Source organism: Enterococcus sp. HMSC061C05 (assembly GCF_001814765.1).
In the GTDB taxonomy this organism is placed as follows: Bacteria; Bacillota; Bacilli; order Lactobacillales; family Enterococcaceae; genus Enterococcus_B; species Enterococcus_B lactis.
Window position 1 is genome coordinate 124,365 of the sequence record NZ_KV817757.1, and the last position, 14,689, is coordinate 139,053.

The 14,689-nt window shown below is 38.2% G+C and carries 15 protein-coding genes and 1 pseudogene; 13 read left to right on the plus strand and 3 right to left on the minus strand.

Going from position 1 to position 14,689, the window contains the following annotated elements:
• The first annotated feature begins 5 nt into the window (after positions 1-5).
• The 4 genes from HMPREF2988_RS11790 to HMPREF2988_RS11805 all read left to right on the plus strand — a co-directional run bounded on the left by HMPREF2988_RS11790 (position 6) and on the right by HMPREF2988_RS11805 (position 5,623).
• Complete coding sequence (locus HMPREF2988_RS11790; protein ID WP_002290189.1) at positions 6-2,084, plus strand: cation:proton antiporter; 2,079 nt, start codon at positions 6-8, stop codon at positions 2,082-2,084.
• A 158-nt stretch (positions 2,085-2,242) separates the two neighbouring features.
• On the plus strand, positions 2,243-4,126 hold the full coding sequence (locus tag HMPREF2988_RS11795; protein WP_002290190.1) for an ABC-F family ATP-binding cassette domain-containing protein: 1,884 nt from the start codon (positions 2,243-2,245) through the stop codon (positions 4,124-4,126).
• An 11-nt stretch (positions 4,127-4,137) separates the two neighbouring features.
• Entirely contained in the window at positions 4,138-5,085 is a 948-nt protein-coding gene (locus HMPREF2988_RS11800) for a thymidylate synthase (protein ID WP_002290192.1), read from the plus strand.
• A 19-nt stretch (positions 5,086-5,104) separates the two neighbouring features.
• A complete protein-coding gene (locus HMPREF2988_RS11805) occupies positions 5,105-5,623 on the plus strand; it encodes a dihydrofolate reductase (RefSeq protein ID WP_002290193.1) in 519 nt (172 codons plus the stop codon).
• 64 nt (positions 5,624-5,687) lie between these two features.
• Here the strand turns inward: HMPREF2988_RS11805 and HMPREF2988_RS11810 are convergent, their stop codons facing one another.
• Positions 5,688-6,341: a PAQR family membrane homeostasis protein TrhA gene (locus tag HMPREF2988_RS11810; protein ID WP_002290194.1), complete on the minus strand. Its 654-nt coding sequence runs from the start codon at positions 6,339-6,341 to the stop codon at positions 5,688-5,690.
• Positions 6,342-6,470: 129 nt separating this feature from the next.
• Between HMPREF2988_RS11810 and HMPREF2988_RS11815 the strand changes: the two genes are divergently transcribed.
• The 6 genes from HMPREF2988_RS11815 to lepB all read left to right on the plus strand — a co-directional run bounded on the left by HMPREF2988_RS11815 (position 6,471) and on the right by lepB (position 10,546).
• Complete coding sequence (locus HMPREF2988_RS11815; RefSeq protein ID WP_002290196.1) at positions 6,471-7,313, plus strand: DegV family protein; 843 nt, start codon at positions 6,471-6,473, stop codon at positions 7,311-7,313.
• A gap of 157 nt (positions 7,314-7,470) precedes the next feature.
• Positions 7,471-8,367 carry an SGNH/GDSL hydrolase family protein gene (locus HMPREF2988_RS11820; RefSeq protein WP_002288395.1) on the plus strand — a complete coding sequence of 299 codons (897 nt, stop codon included), beginning with the start codon at positions 7,471-7,473 and terminating at the stop codon, positions 8,365-8,367.
• 2 nt (positions 8,368-8,369) lie between these two features.
• Complete coding sequence (locus HMPREF2988_RS11825) at positions 8,370-9,083, plus strand: YpmS family protein (protein WP_070770709.1); 714 nt, start codon at positions 8,370-8,372, stop codon at positions 9,081-9,083.
• 19 nt (positions 9,084-9,102) lie between these two features.
• The gene (msrA, locus tag HMPREF2988_RS11830) at positions 9,103-9,621 is read left to right on the plus strand and encodes a peptide-methionine (S)-S-oxide reductase MsrA (protein ID WP_002288397.1); all 519 of its coding nucleotides are present in this window, start codon (positions 9,103-9,105) and stop codon (positions 9,619-9,621) included.
• Entirely contained in the window at positions 9,618-9,845 is a 228-nt protein-coding gene (locus HMPREF2988_RS11835; protein WP_002290200.1) for a YozE family protein, read from the plus strand. Before msrA ends, HMPREF2988_RS11835 begins: the two co-directional genes overlap by 4 nt.
• A gap of 149 nt (positions 9,846-9,994) precedes the next feature.
• Positions 9,995-10,546, plus strand: a complete 552-nt coding sequence (gene lepB, locus HMPREF2988_RS11840) for a signal peptidase I (protein WP_002290203.1) — start codon at positions 9,995-9,997, stop codon at positions 10,544-10,546.
• An 87-nt stretch (positions 10,547-10,633) separates the two neighbouring features.
• Here lepB and HMPREF2988_RS11845 read toward each other — a convergent pair whose 3' ends face one another.
• Together HMPREF2988_RS11845 and HMPREF2988_RS11850 are read right to left on the minus strand one after the other, a co-directional pair.
• Entirely contained in the window at positions 10,634-11,176 is a 543-nt protein-coding gene (locus tag HMPREF2988_RS11845) for a folate family ECF transporter S component (RefSeq protein ID WP_002315205.1), read from the minus strand.
• Positions 11,177-11,412: 236 nt separating this feature from the next.
• Positions 11,413-11,811, minus strand: a complete 399-nt coding sequence (locus HMPREF2988_RS11850; protein WP_002290207.1) for a VOC family protein — start codon at positions 11,809-11,811, stop codon at positions 11,413-11,415.
• 260 nt (positions 11,812-12,071) lie between these two features.
• Between HMPREF2988_RS11850 and ylqF the strand changes: the two genes are divergently transcribed.
• From ylqF to dprA, 3 genes and pseudogenes are all read left to right on the plus strand, one after another.
• Entirely contained in the window at positions 12,072-12,932 is an 861-nt protein-coding gene (gene ylqF, locus HMPREF2988_RS11855; protein WP_002315204.1) for a ribosome biogenesis GTPase YlqF, read from the plus strand.
• Positions 12,925-13,692 carry a ribonuclease HII gene (locus tag HMPREF2988_RS11860; RefSeq protein WP_002315203.1) on the plus strand — a complete coding sequence of 256 codons (768 nt, stop codon included), beginning with the start codon at positions 12,925-12,927 and terminating at the stop codon, positions 13,690-13,692. Before ylqF ends, HMPREF2988_RS11860 begins: the two co-directional genes overlap by 8 nt.
• A 55-nt stretch (positions 13,693-13,747) precedes the next feature.
• Positions 13,748-14,604 (plus strand): annotated as a pseudogene (gene dprA / locus HMPREF2988_RS11865) (DNA-processing protein DprA).
• The last annotated feature ends 85 nt before the right edge of the window (positions 14,605-14,689 follow it).

The following is a 14,689-nucleotide window of genomic DNA, read 5'->3' on the forward strand; positions in this document are numbered from 1 at the left end:
GGACGATGGAATTTGCTGAGTTAGTTATTGTATTTGCAGTAACGATCACCTTATCGAACATAGCTAGCCGCATTTTGCCAATGATCCCAGCTCCACTGATCCAAATTTTCCTTGGAGTGGTATTAGGTCTGACAGAGTGGGGACAATCAGTTGATTTTGAACCCGAATTGTTCTTGGTTATGATCATTGCACCATTATTATTTAGAGAAGGAGAAAAAGCAGATATTTCTTCGATTCTCAAAAATTTCGGGACGATTCTGTTCTTGGCATTTGGCGGAGTCATTTTGACCCTTGTCGGCGTAGGTGCGACGTTGTCATTCCTGTTGCCAAGTGTCCCTCTTGCTGCCTGCTTTGCTTTTGGAGCAGCGTTAGGTCCGACAGATGCGGTAGCAGTCAGTTCGCTTTCTGGACGGGTGAATATCCCTAAGAAAGCAATGCATATTTTAGAAGGAGAAGGTCTGTTGAATGACGCATCTGGTGTTACTGCCTTCCAGTTTGCTCTTGGTGCGCTGATCACCGGTTCTTTTTCCGCAGTAAATGCTGGGATGAGTTTAGTGGTCTCCAGTATTGGTGGAGCTTTGATCGGATTTTTGCTTGTCTGGTTCAAACAAAAAATAATCCATTTGATTGAAAAAGCATCGGCACAAGATGTCACTGGGTATCTGCTGATCGAACTTTTGCTTCCTTTTCTAGCCTATGTATTGGCAGAGGCATTTGATGTATCTGGGATCATTGCTGCAGTAGCAGCAGGTATTCTCCAAGCTTCTGGTTTTAGGAGAATCACCGTGTTTGATGCAGAGTTATCGAGTTTGTCCCACAGTACATGGACAACTATTGCTTTTACACTGAATGCATTAGTGTTTATATTCTTAGGAATCGAACTGACACAAGTATTCTCGCCGGTATGGGGCGACGGTTTATATCCAAACGGTCTTTTGTTAGCAATTATCGTATTGATCTCTATTATGCTTTTTGTGATTAGATTCATTTCCATCAGTCTTTTTTATGTATTCAAAGATGGCAGTAAAAAGTTCAAAAAACAGTTGAACGAGATCTTGATTTTGACATTTGGCGGTGTAAAGGGAACAGTCAGTTTGGCTACGATCTTTATTTTGCCCTTTTCGATCAATAATATGATGTTTTACCAGCGATCTTTACTTTTGTTTCTGACGGCCGGTGTCATCTTAGTGACTTTGGTCATAGGGATCATTGTCTTGCCTATGCTGACGGAAACAGAGGAAGCGAAAAGCACGGATTTGAATGCTTTGATGATCTTAGAAGAGGTCGTTGAAGTTTTGCGAAAAGAAATAAAGGAAATTGATCGTGATACAAAAGAATTTTTAGCCACTGAAGCAGTGATAGAAAATTACCAGGAACGGATACGTGATTTGTACTTGGAAGATTTAACCGATGATGAAAAGCAAGAAGTACAAGAAATACAAGCGCTGATTTTGTCGATCGAACGCGACGGATTAGATGAAAGTTATCGTTCGGGTAAACTTTCTTCTAATGGTTATCGCTTTTATTCCCGTTTTCTTTCCCGGTTCGAACATTCGATCACCAGTCAATTTTTATCTTTTATCGGCTTTTGGTTCATTGTTGTCCGTAGGTTGATGCGAATCGTTCTCCACCCCAAAATGTTTTGGCAAAGAAGGTATGCGGATCGTCAGACATTTATTAGTGATGAAGATATCCAAGAAATCAGGGAGACATATCAAAAAAATACCCAATTGATTATTGAAAGTTTAGATAACTTGACTGATATTTATGATGAAACGATGCTTCAATTTTTTATCCAGCAACGTAAACTTGAGGGAATAAAAATGAGCTCGGGGAATTTGATTTCTTCGTGGATGATCCAGCAAGATAGCCTGTTTACGAAAAAAATGCTGAGAGGTTATTATCTTGAAAGAAAAATCATTGATGAATACGAAGTTGCTGAGAAAATCACGACGTTTTCTGCGAATAGCTACCGTAGGAATATCAATTTGTTAGAATCTTATACGATGAACAAACCGTCAGATAACTTTTCTTTCCGATTTGCGTTTCGAGCAAAGTCAAAAAAATCGAGCGCAACGAAATAAAAAAATAGATTTTCAAGAACGATAAAAACAAAACATGTCAGAACAGGATCGGATCGGTCCTGTTCTTTTTTTGGAACACAAAAAGAACAAATTCGAAAAAAATTTTCCTGAAGTTCACTATTTTTATGATACAATATCCAAGATAAGGAGGGAACACGTTGAAAGAATTAAAAGTAACTGACCTCAAAAAAACTTATGGTGAAAAAGATTTGTTTGACCAGATTTCTTTTTTGATCCACGAAAAAGACCGTATCGGGTTGATTGGGACGAACGGGACGGGTAAAACAAGTCTCTTAAATATTATTGCTGGTATCGATAGCGGCGATGGCGATCGGCAAACAGTGTTTTATCCAACTGATTACCGTATAGGTTATCTTTCTCAAGCAGCTGAATTTTCTGATGAACTAACTGTTCTCCAAGCAGTCTTTCAGGGAAACAGTCCCTTGATCCAAACTGTTCGAGCATATGAGGAAGCATTGATCGAACTAGGGGAAAATGGAGAAGACCCTAATGTGCAAAAACGTTATGCTAAAGCAGAAGAACAAATGAATAAAGAAGATGCTTGGACCACAGATACCAATGCGAAGATTATTTTGCAAAAATTAGGAATCAGTGAATTAGATAAAAAAATAAATACGCTATCGGGTGGACAGAAAAAACGAGTTAGTTTAGCTCAAGTGCTGATTGATGAACCCGATTTACTATTACTAGACGAGCCAACAAACCATTTGGATTATCAAGCGATCGAGTGGTTGGAAAACTATTTGAAACAATACCGTGGCGCCCTACTGATGGTTACCCACGATCGGTATTTTCTAGATAGAGTAGCAAACCGGATCTTCGAACTTTCATTTGGGAAATTATACGAGTACAAAGGAAATTATGAAGCTTACGTCTTAGAAAAAGCAGAACGTGATCGTGTAGAAGTAGAACAAGAAGAAAAGCGCAAGCGGCTTTATAAGCAAGAACTAGCATGGATGAGGGCAGGAGTGCAGGCTCGCGGTACCAAGCAGCAAGCACGAATCAACCGTTTCGAAGATCTAAAGGAGAATTTATATCAAGTAAACCAAGAAGATGACTTAGAATTGAATCTAGCGACACAACGTTTAGGAAAAAAAGTACTGGAAATCAAAGATGGCAGTTACCGTATAAATGACCAAACACTGCTAGAACATTTAGATTTGCTGATCCAATCTCGGGAAAGGCTAGGAATTACTGGTAAAAATGGGGCAGGGAAATCGACATTGCTTAATATTCTAGCTGGCAGAATTCCTCTGGATAGCGGTACAATTTCTATCGGTGAAACGGTTCGGCTTGCGTATTATACACAAGAAAATGAAGAAATGGCACCAGATAAACGGATGATTGCTTACTTGCAAGAAGCTGCTGAAGAAGCAAAAACGGCTGATGGCAGTCAAATCGGGGTAGCAGAATTACTTGAACGATTTTTATTTCCGAGATTTATGCATGGGACACTGATTGGCAAACTTTCAGGCGGAGAAAAACGGCGATTGTTTTTGTTGAAACTGCTGATCCAACAACCCAATGTGTTATTATTGGATGAACCGACCAATGATTTGGACATAGCAACATTGACGATTTTGGAAGACTATTTCAGAAGTTTCCCAGGTGCTGTGATCACTGTTTCCCATGACCGTTATTTCTTGGATAAGGTAGCAGATAAGCTATTGGTATTCCAAGGAAACGGAAAACAAGAACTTTATTATGGAAACATGTCCAGTTATTTGCTGAAGCAAAAAGAACTCCAGCAGCCTGCTGAAAAAGTGAAGCCAAAAACACAGAGCAAGGAACCTGCTGGAAAGAAAAAATTATCTTATATGGAGCAAAAAGAATGGGAAACGATTGAAGAGGATATTGCAGAACTTGAAGAAAAAATCTCATTGCTCCAAGAAGAGATGAATCATCAAGGTGATGATTTCACTCGGTTACAGGAATTGCAAAACGACGTATCTGAGACAGAAGCACAACTTGAAGAAAAAATGGCACGTTGGGAATATTTGAGTGAATGGGCAGAAGATTAGGAGGAAAAGGGATGGAACAAGCGTATCTTGACTTAGGAAGAAAATTGTTGGAAGAAGGACATCGTAAAGAAGACAGAACGGGAACGGGTACGTTAAGTTTATTCGGGTACCAAATGCGGTTTGATCTGCAAAAAGGGTTTCCTTTGTTAACAACGAAACGAGTACCTTTTGGCTTGATCAAAAGCGAACTGCTTTGGTTTTTAAAAGGAGATACGAACATCCGCTATCTATTACAAAATAAAAACCATATTTGGGATGAGTGGGCATTTGAACGCTATATCAAAAGTACAGATTATAACGGACCAGATATGACTGATTTTGGACATAGAAGTTTGGCAGATCCTGAATTCAATGAAGAATACAAAAAGCAGAGCAAACTTTTTTGCGAAAAGATCCTAACAGATGATTCCTTTGCTGAGAAATACGGTGATCTTGGTCACATCTACGGTTATCAATGGCGGCATTGGGAGACAAAAGACGGCGGTTTTATCGATCAAATCAAAGAAGTGATCGAAGCAATCAAAAAGACACCTGATTCTAGAAGATTGATTGTCTCTGCATGGAATCCAGAAGATGTTCCTAGCATGGCTTTGCCTCCTTGCCATACAATGTTTCAATTTTATGTGCAAGAGGGACGGTTAAGCTGCCAATTGTATCAACGTAGTGGGGATGTCTTTCTAGGTGTTCCGTTCAATATTGCAAGTTATGCGTTGCTGACTCACTTGATTGCACATGAAACAGGTTTAGAGGTGGGAGAATTTGTTCATACATTAGGAGATGCTCATCTTTATATCAACCATATCGAACAAATGAAAGAACAATTAAGCCGAGAAGTACGCGCATTTCCAACTTTAGCTTTGAATCAGGAAAAGCAGTCAGTATTTGATTTTGAGATGGAAGATATCCAGTTAGAAGGATATGACCCACATCCAACAATCAAAGCGCCTATCGCTGTTTAAAATCAGAAAGGATGAGAAAATGTTAGCTGCAATTTGGGCACAGGACGAAAACGGATTGATTGGAAAAGAAGACCGTCTTCCTTGGCGTTTGCCAAATGATCTGAAATTCTTTAAACAAATGACAGAAGCAAATACATTAGTGATGGGACGTAAAACTTTCGAAGGGATGGGCAGCCGTCCGTTGCCGAATCGTCAAACGATTGTTTTGACTAGAGATCCTTCCTATACAGCAGAAGGCGTGCATGTTATGCATAGTGTAGAAGAAGTGCTTGCCTTGGAAAAAGAAACAGACGGTATTTTTTTCATCGCTGGAGGTTCAGCTGTTTATCAAGAATTTCTACCATTTTGTACGATATTATACCGGACAGTCATCCATCATGTATTTGATGGAGATGCTTATTTTCCACCTGTTGACTGGTCTGATTGGTCATTGATCAATACGAGTCAAGGAGAAATAGATGAAAAAAATCGTTACCCGCATCAATTTGAAACCTATCAGCGTAATGAGAATCCTTTAAAAAAAGGGACAGGCGAATAGACGATAAAAAAAACTATTGATGGAACAGCTTTTATTTAGAGCTGACCCATCAATAGCTTTTTTATTAAGTAAAGAATAAAACAGAGAAGTACATAAAACCTGCACCTAACATAACAAACAAATGCCAAACAACATGCATATAGCGGATAGAATTCAAACTATAAAAGAATGCGCCTATCGTGTAAGAAAGGCCGCCTGCCACCATCAAAATAACACCAGTCATTCCAAGAGAATGATAAAGAGGAACAGCAGCCACGACACAGAGCCACCCCATAAAAATATAGATGATCGTAGATACTTTTGATACTCTCTCGCGTTTATGCAACGTCAATGCTTTATATATAATGCCAAGAATCGCAAACAACCAGATCAATACAAATAAAGTCCAACCTAGCCATCCTCGGATACTCAGCAAACAAAAAGGAGTATAACTTCCTGCAATCAAAAGAAAAATCGAACTATGATCGAATACTTGGAACACCTTTTTTGCTTTTGTAAAAATCAATGAATGAAACAACGTAGACGTTAAAAATAAAAGAATCATCATCGATCCATAGATAGCATAAGAGACAATATGGAGAGAGGAATGCAAGTGGGCACCCTTTATCAAAAGAATCACTAGTCCTGCGATACTCAATCCAGTCCCAATTCCATGGGTGATTGCATTAAACACTTCATTTAATATTTCATACGTTCGATTAAATTTCGTTTTTTCCATGAAAACGGCTCCTTTACTAGGTGTAATTAATGAAAAATCATTATTTGTCTGTTATACTAAAAATAGAAATTGTCTTACATGTAGTTTAACATGAATAAGGCATCTTGTTAAAGAAAGAGAGAGAAAATAATGACAAACGTAAAAATCGTAACAGATTCTTCATGTACGATGGAAAAAAACATACGCGACGCTTTAGGCATTCGTGTCATGCCGCTATCCATCATGATCGACGGAACAGTATATCCGGATGATGACCAATTAGACGGTGAAAGATTTATGGAAATGATGGCGAAAGCAAAAAATCTGCCAAAAACCAGCCAACCACCGATTGGAGAATTCATCTCAATGTATGATGAGTTAGGAGAAGACGGCAGTGAAGTGATTTCGATCCACATGACAAAAGGCTTGAGTGGAACAGTAGAAGCAGCAAGACAAGCTAGTAATTTAACAAAAACGAAAGTAACGGTTATCGACAGTGATACCACTGACCAAGGATTATCGTTTCAGGTAATTCGAGCAGCTGAATTAGCAAAAGAAGGTAAATCAGTAGAGGAAATCCTTGAAGAAGTCAAAAAAGTACAAGATCATACAAAATTATACATCGGAATTTCCACACTAGACAACTTGGTAAAAGGTGGAAGAATCAGCCGAACGACTGGTTTACTGTCTAGTGTTTTGAACATACGCGTGGTGATGAATTTCGCCCACTCTGAATTGATTCCTGTAACGAAGGGGCGAGGAAAGAAAACGTTCGACAAATGGTTCAATAATTTGAAAAACGAACTGAAAGAATTGCCAAATGTGCGGCAAATCGGCATCTCACATGCGGATGCAAAAGAATTGGCACAAGAATTCAAAGAAGGTCTGCAAGAATTGTTTCCTGATATGCATATCCCTGTACTGCATACGAATCCGGTTATCGCTACGCATACTGGGAAAGACGCGTTTGCAATCATGTATTACGTAGACTAGTCAAAAAGAGGATAAGCCCTCAGCCTGCAAGGCTTTTAGCTTATTCTCTTTTTCTTTGTAAAAATAGGAAAATAATTATTTTCTTTTTTCATAAAGACTACCTTTTTGATAAAATTTTTGATAACATTAGAACCAATCGAATACAAGAGGTGAAAAGATGAAATTAACGAAACGACATTTGATCCTCGTTTTGTTCCCACTATTAATTGCGATCATCATCTATGCAGGTCTAGCTGCTTCCATACCGAAAGCTGGCCCTCTAATGAAACCAGTAACTACTGTGAGAGAAGATCCAAATAAAAAAGAAAAACTTCACTACATAGCTATCGGAGATTCGCTGACTGAAGGAGTAGGAGATCAAACCAAACAAGGAGGCTTCGTTCCCCTTGTCGCAAATGATTTAAAAGACCGTTATAATTTGACTGCGGTTGAAACAGAAAACTATGGTGTAAATGGTGAACGAAGTGACCAGATCTTAAAGCGAGTAAAAACAAAAGAAGAAATTCGAAACAATATCAAAACAGCTGATTTTATCACGCTGACTGTTGGCGGAAATGATTTGATGAAAGTTATCCAAAATAATTTGTTCGGGTTAACGGTCAATTCCTTTAAAAAACCACTGAAAAACTATCAGGAAAATGTCACAGAACTATTGGAAGAATTTCGATCCCTCAATAAAACCGCGCCAATTTATATTTTAGGCATCTACAATCCATTTTATTTGAACTTTCCTGAAATCACTGACATGCAGACCATCGTTAATAATTGGAACAAAGGAACAGAAACGGTGACGAAAAAAATGCCGAACTGCTACTTTATCCCAATCAACGATTTGCTTTATCAAGGATTGAATCAGGAAGTAGGTGTCACGGAAGAAGGCACAGATCAAACAACTAGCACGACAGAAAATCTAAATGGTATCAAAAACAATGTGCTTTACGAAGAAGATCATTTCCATCCGAATAATTTAGGTTATCAATTAATGGCAAATGCAGTGAGAGATCAGCTGATCGAGACACAAAACCAATGGCTAGAGAAGGAGGACGATCAATAAATATGAAAACAAGATCTGGAGCAACTTCAAACAAAGCAAAGAAAACGAATTACTGGAAAGTCGCCTTTCTTATCCTTCTTGGGGTAGTACTCGGTTCGACAGTATTTTTAGGTAGCCGTATTTTTGCTAATCGGGAACCAGAACTCCCAGAAATACCTGCCCTCACGGAAAGGCAAGGCGATCCTGTCCTCACGATCAATTCAAATAAAGAAAAAGTCAATCAAATCATTAGCTTTTTCCTTAGTGAGTATCAAAAAGATAGTGATATCGAATATAAATTCTATTTGGAAAATGAAGCACTGCTCAATGGTACTTTCGAAGTATTAGGTTTTCCTATCAATTTCTATTTATATTTTGATCCTTATGTGATGGAAAATGGAAATGTCCAACTAAAAGCTAGAAGTCTTTCTATTGGAACATTAAGTTTGCCAATCAAAGATGTGATGAATATGATCAAGAGAAACTATAAATTGCCAGATTGGATCGAAGTTAATACAGATGATTTGACTATCATGCTTAGATTGGATCAATTCCGAATGCAAAACGGGATGTATATTAAAGCAGATAAAATCGACTTAGTAAATGATGACATCCGATTTAGTCTATATTTGCCAAAAGATACCTCTGATGCTTCAAACAACTCAAATGCAAACAAAACTAGCAACAGCAGTACTGAAAGCAAAACAAAAGAGAACAATAAAACATCAAATGAGTAGTATTAGAGGAGGAATAATAATGGAACGAGCAATATTTGCAGGAGGCTGCTTCTGGTGTATGATCCAACCTTTCGATACGCTTCCTGGTATTCATACAGTGATGTCAGGATATACTGGAGGACACGTACCAGATCCAACTTATGAACAAGTAAAAAGCCAAACGACTGGACATACGGAAGCAGTGGAGATTATCTATGATCCAACATTGATTTCATATGAACAATTAGTAGAACTTTACTGGCAGCAAACGGATCCGACTGATGCTTTTGGACAATTTGAGGATCGCGGCGACAATTACCGTCCGGTCATCTTTTATTTGACAGAAGAACAACGGATCATTGCTGAAAAAAGTAAGAAACAGCTAGCTGAAAGTGGACGTTTCGAACAGCCAATCGTTACGAAAATCGAACCAGCCCAACCATTTTATCTAGCAGAAGAAGACCATCAAGAGTATTATAAAAAGCATCCTGAAAATTTTAAAAGAAACCATGCACGCCGGGCTGCCTTTATTGAAGAAAATTGGAGGAACGAAGGGTGAATCGAAGCTTTTTTCACTATTTAATGACACTGCGAGGCGGTGGTGTACACGATACTTTATCTATTTTTGCTACAGAAGCCGGTAAAGATATCCAATTCCCTAAGCACAGCTCTAGCTACGAAGAAATTTCTAGTTATCTAGAATTGAATGTCGACTATTTGCCATCCATGGATATTTTTGACGAAGCCTGGGAAAAATATTTAGAGAACAATCATGACTTATAAAAATTGGCTTTCCATTTATGATCCAAGCGCTTTTTGTCCAACAGTTTGATAGAAAGAATTATTTTTATTTCAGCTATCTAGTCGCATTTTTTTGATATTTTTCTTATAATAAAGAAAGAATGAAAAAACGAGGGATGGATTGATAGAGATTGACAAAAAAACAACGCTATATTGATCGCTTCTGGCTTATATTCAAATACTTACTTGTTTCTGTATTCATTGCGTTCATGTTGCGGGGATTTTTGTTCATCCCTGTACCAGTAGAAGGCAATTCAATGGAAAATGTCTTGAAACAAGGCGACATGGTTGTGATGGAAAAATTTTCGGAGATCAGACGATTTGATATTGTTGTTTTTCAATTAGCAGATGGGACGATTTATATCAAACGAGTAATCGGGCTTCCAGGAGAAAATGTTAGCTACCAAAATGATCAATTGAAGATCAATGGAAAAGTAGTGAAGGAGCCTTATCTAACTAAAAACATGAAGTCAGATCATGCAAATGCGTCCTATACGACGGACTTCACACTACAAGAACTGACGGGACAATCGAAGCTTCCCGAAGATAGTTACTTTGTACTTGGAGATAATCGAAGAGTTTCAAAAGATAGCCGCTCATTTGGTACGATCAATAAAACGGATATTTTAGGTAAAGCAAGATTCGTGTATTATCCGCTTGATGAAATAAAATGGATCCAGTGAGAAATAATAAAGAGGTTGTGACCATTCTTTTGTCACAACCTCTTTATCGTTTGGTCCAAAATCAGCATATTACCTTAGTACATAAAATCAAACAGCTCGTTTAAACACTTTTCTAGCCTCTAAAGCTTTGATAAATGAATAAACGACTGTTACTTGAATAGGAATCTGGATCATATTCCTGATAACCCTACCTAGAAAAATCACTTTGAAATCTGCACCAAACAAAACAGACATCAGCCAAGAATTGATAAAAAGGCTAACTGGAATCATAATCAATAGTTGGGCGGCGATGACGGAAAGCAGATTTATCTTTTTATGATATAAAAATAAGCCATTGATAAACCCACCAAGGAATGCTGTGATAAGAAAAGCAGCTTGAAACGTACCTGAACCAAATATTGTGAAATTCAAAGTGTTCGACAACATTTCAAGCAAACCAGCCCAGATCGGCCCATATAGATAACCCATAAGCGCCATACTTAAAAATCCGAATGTGACTTGAAAATAAGCAGGACCAATCGCTATCTTGTATAAGATGACATCAAGGGCTAATAAAAGGGCAGAGGTCGATAACAATCTTGCATTCATTTCAGGCAATCTAAAAACGTCTTTTGCAATCAAAGTGTTCAAAATATTCTCTCCTTTGTCAGTTAATAAGAAAAGGATACCATAAAATCGCCAATGTGTCATGACACCTTTTTAATTTACACAAGTAACCATCCAACGACTAATAAAAGGAGAAGAAGACTGATTTTATAAACTGTAAAAAAGGCAATTGTACGATTGAAAAAAATAGAGGTGGAGAATACTTATCGTATCACCCATCTCTATTTTTTTGTTATAAAAACGTCAGTTTTGTTATCTGCTTACATCTTCATCCATACGGGTTCTAATGTGTTTCCATCCAAATCTTGGACTTCTAATGAAAACATTTCTTCTTCAGGTATTCCCATATCGACTTCGTGGAAAGTACCACCATTTTCTTTTGCAATTTGAGCGAATTTTTTTACTTTGTCCGCGTTGTCCATACTAAACGAAATCAAAGCGCCACTTGTTTTTTTATTATCGGCTATTTCTTTATCTTTTATAAATTTTTTATAAAAATCATGAGAGAGGAGCATCACCCAAAAAGTGTCATCCCACACCATTGAACTAGCTTCTTCAGTAGAGAATTCTTCGTTTTTTTTAAACCCAAGCTTTTCATAAAAAGCAACGGAACGATTGACATCGGCAACAGGAAAATTAACAAAAACCATACTATTCATTTGTTTCGTCTCCTTTCTGCTTTGTTCGTCTATCATCTCTTATTTAGGAAACGCTGTCAAAAAATCAGGCTCGTATACAGAAATCAAAATAAAAAATTTACATCATCAAAAAAGAGAAGATGTGATAGAATGAGGACTGGTTCACTTTCACTTAACTAATAGATAGGATTTTTTTATAATAGAAAAAGTGAATATGTATTGAAAAATAAAAAACAAGTAAAGTCGGAGAATATTCCGATATGAAAGGAATGGAGAGAACAATGACCATCCAATGGTTTCCAGGACACATGGCAAAAGCCCGACGAGAAGTTTCTGAAAAAATGAAATATGTGGACATCGTATTTGAATTGGTAGATGCACGTTTACCTTTATCTTCTCGTAATCCAATGCTAGATCAGATCATTCAGCAAAAGCCTCGGCTTGTTTTGTTGAATAAAGCGGATCTGGCAGATCCACAACAGACAAAGCTGTGGCAAGAATATTTTCGTAAGCAAGGCCACCTTGCGTTAGCTATCACGGCACAAGAAAGTAAAGGAATCAAAGGGCTAGTACCTGCAGCTAAAGAAGCGTTGAAAGAAAAACGAGCAAGAGACGCTGCTCGTGGGATCAAGCCTCGCGCTATTCGGGCAATGGTGTTGGGTATTCCGAATGTTGGAAAGTCTACGTTGATGAATCGACTAGTAGGCAAAAAAATTGCTCAGACAGGAAATAAACCAGGTGTAACAAAAGGTCAGCAGTGGCTTCGTTTAGGTAACGAGTTGGAATTGTTAGACACACCAGGGATTTTATGGCCTAAATTTGAAGATGAAGAAATCGGCAAAAAACTAGCGCTGACAGGCGCCATCAAAGACCAACTTGTCCATTTAGATGATTTGGCGATTTACGGATTGGACTTTTTTGCCCGATATTATTCAGGAAGAATCAGCGATCGTTATGGTTTGCCAATCGAGCAAGAAGAAAAATTGGCACCGGAATTGCTGATGGATATCACAGCAAAACGTGGGTATAAAGAAGACTATGATCGCGGCAGCGAACTAGTCGTGCATGATATCCGTCAAGGAAAACTTGGTCGATACACATTGGATCGTTGCGAAGAAATGGAGCAAAAAAGCGATGAATGAATCCATCCAAAGTATCAAAGAACGATTGAAAAGCATACAGAGAATAGATGATCCTACACTAGAATCATTGAGAAACGATCCACGCAAAGGCGTACAGCAAGCGCTAGTTTCTTTTGAACGACGATTGAAAAAAGAGGCATTGATCAAGGAAAAATATGAAGAAATGTTTTGCTTTGAAAAACAAGGGTACGCACAAGGTCACCAATGGATTGCCGGCATTGATGAAGTAGGAAGAGGACCGTTAGCTGGACCTGTCGTGGCAGCTGCAGTTATCTTGCCGAAAAATGAGATCATATTAGGGCTGAATGATTCAAAACAGTTATCAGAGAAAAAACGAGAACTTCTTTCTCAACAAATTCAAGAAAAAGCTTTGGCCATCGGGATCGGAATCATTGATCAGCAGGCAATCGATGAAGTGAATATTTATGAAGCAAGTAAATTGGCGATGATCCAAGCAGTAGAAAACTTGTCTATTGCACCAAGCTATTTGTTGATCGATGCGATGACCTTGGATTTGCCTATACAGCAGGAAAAAATAATCAAAGGGGATGCACGATCTGTGTCGATTGCGGCTGCAAGTATCATTGCTAAAGTATATCGAGACCAATTGATGAAAGAATATGACGTGCTTTATCCTGGGTATGGTTTCTCGCATAATGCAGGCTATGGAACAAAGGAACACTTAGAAGGACTTGAAAGACAAGGGATTACGCCAATCCATCGCAAAAGTTTTGCACCTGTAAAAAAATATTTACAATAAAAAACAGCCGCTTTTACGTATCTTATTAGAAAGAGAGACGAAAGGCGGTTTTATGATGTATCAAATAGAAGAGAATTTATTGAAACTTACTTATGCAAAAGGAATCAGTAGCCAAGGGAAATGGGCACTTGCTAACTGGATGATGCATATCCTTACAAAGAAATCGGATTTGAAGACATCGTTAAGATAGGAAAAATCACCGCACATCGGGAGCTGTTCCGTACAAGTTGGCAAGAAATTCACAATAATTGGGACAATATCCAATCGAAACAGTCGTTTGTTACTTGCTTTGATCCCAACTATCCCCCTCAGTTGCTTCACTTGACCTATCCGCCAATTGTCCTGTTTTACAGTGGTGACCTGTCTTTACTTTCTTGTAATATGTTGAGCGTTGTTGGTGGAAGACGTACTTCTGCTTTAGCAAAAAAAACAGTGTATTATTTACTAAAACCAGTGGTAGAAGCTGGATATGTGATCGTCAGTGGCTGCGCGAAAGGGATAGATACCTACAGTCACCAAGCAGCAATCTCTCATGGTGGACGGACAATCGCGGTCATTGGAACAGGGATAGAGCAAGTTTATCCTGCTGAAAATCGTGACCTGCAAGAGGTGATTGCAAATGATCATCTTCTTTTGAGTGAATATCCTCCTCAATCCGGCCCGAAAAAGCATCGTTTTCCAATGAGAAATCGTATTATCGCAGCTTTGTCTAAAGGAACATGTGTCTTTGAAGCCAAGAAAAAAAGCGGCTCTCTGATAACAGCACAGCAAGCATTGGATCTTGGAAGAACAGTTTTTTCTGTTCCAGGAAATATTTTAACAGAACATTCTACCGGATGTCATCATTTGATCCAAGACGGTGCAGTTTGCACGGTTTCGGGTGAAGATATCTTGGCAGAATTTAAAGAATAACACCATACTTTTCATTTGCTTTTCTTGACAAACGTTTTCTGAATGGATATGATTAGCTACGATTTGTATGAATCCTCTTTTAATA